Origin of the sequence: Vogesella mureinivorans (assembly GCF_007644035.1) — a bacterium.
Classification (GTDB): Bacteria; Pseudomonadota; Gammaproteobacteria; order Burkholderiales; family Chromobacteriaceae; genus Vogesella; species Vogesella mureinivorans.
On record NZ_VMTV02001027.1, the window covers coordinates 1 to 282 of the forward strand.

At 48.6% G+C, this 282-nt stretch carries 1 protein-coding gene; it reads right to left on the reverse strand.

The window, feature by feature from the left end; all coding sequences use genetic code 11:
• On the reverse strand, positions 1–256 hold a 256-nt coding region (locus FLQ44_RS25725), incomplete at its 3' end, for a hypothetical protein (RefSeq protein WP_206209108.1).
• Positions 257–282: the final 26 nt, after the last annotated feature.

Genomic DNA, 282 nt, shown 5'->3' on the forward strand with positions numbered 1-282 from the left:
TTTCGACTTCAGCTATCGCTCTTACTTGCGTTGTCAAATTCGCTGCGAGTTCATTCACGTTGTCAGTCAAATCGCGCCACGTCCCCGATGCCCCCGGAACTTTCGCTTGTCCTCCCAGTTTGCCTTCGCTTCCTACTTCTCGCGCTACGGTGGTAACTTGTTCTGCAAACGTTGCCAACGTATCAATCATTTCGTTGATCGTGTTGGCTAACGTTTCGATTTCACCTTTAGCATCGAGCATTAACTTGAGTTTCAAGTTTCCGTTAGCAACCGCAGTGACCA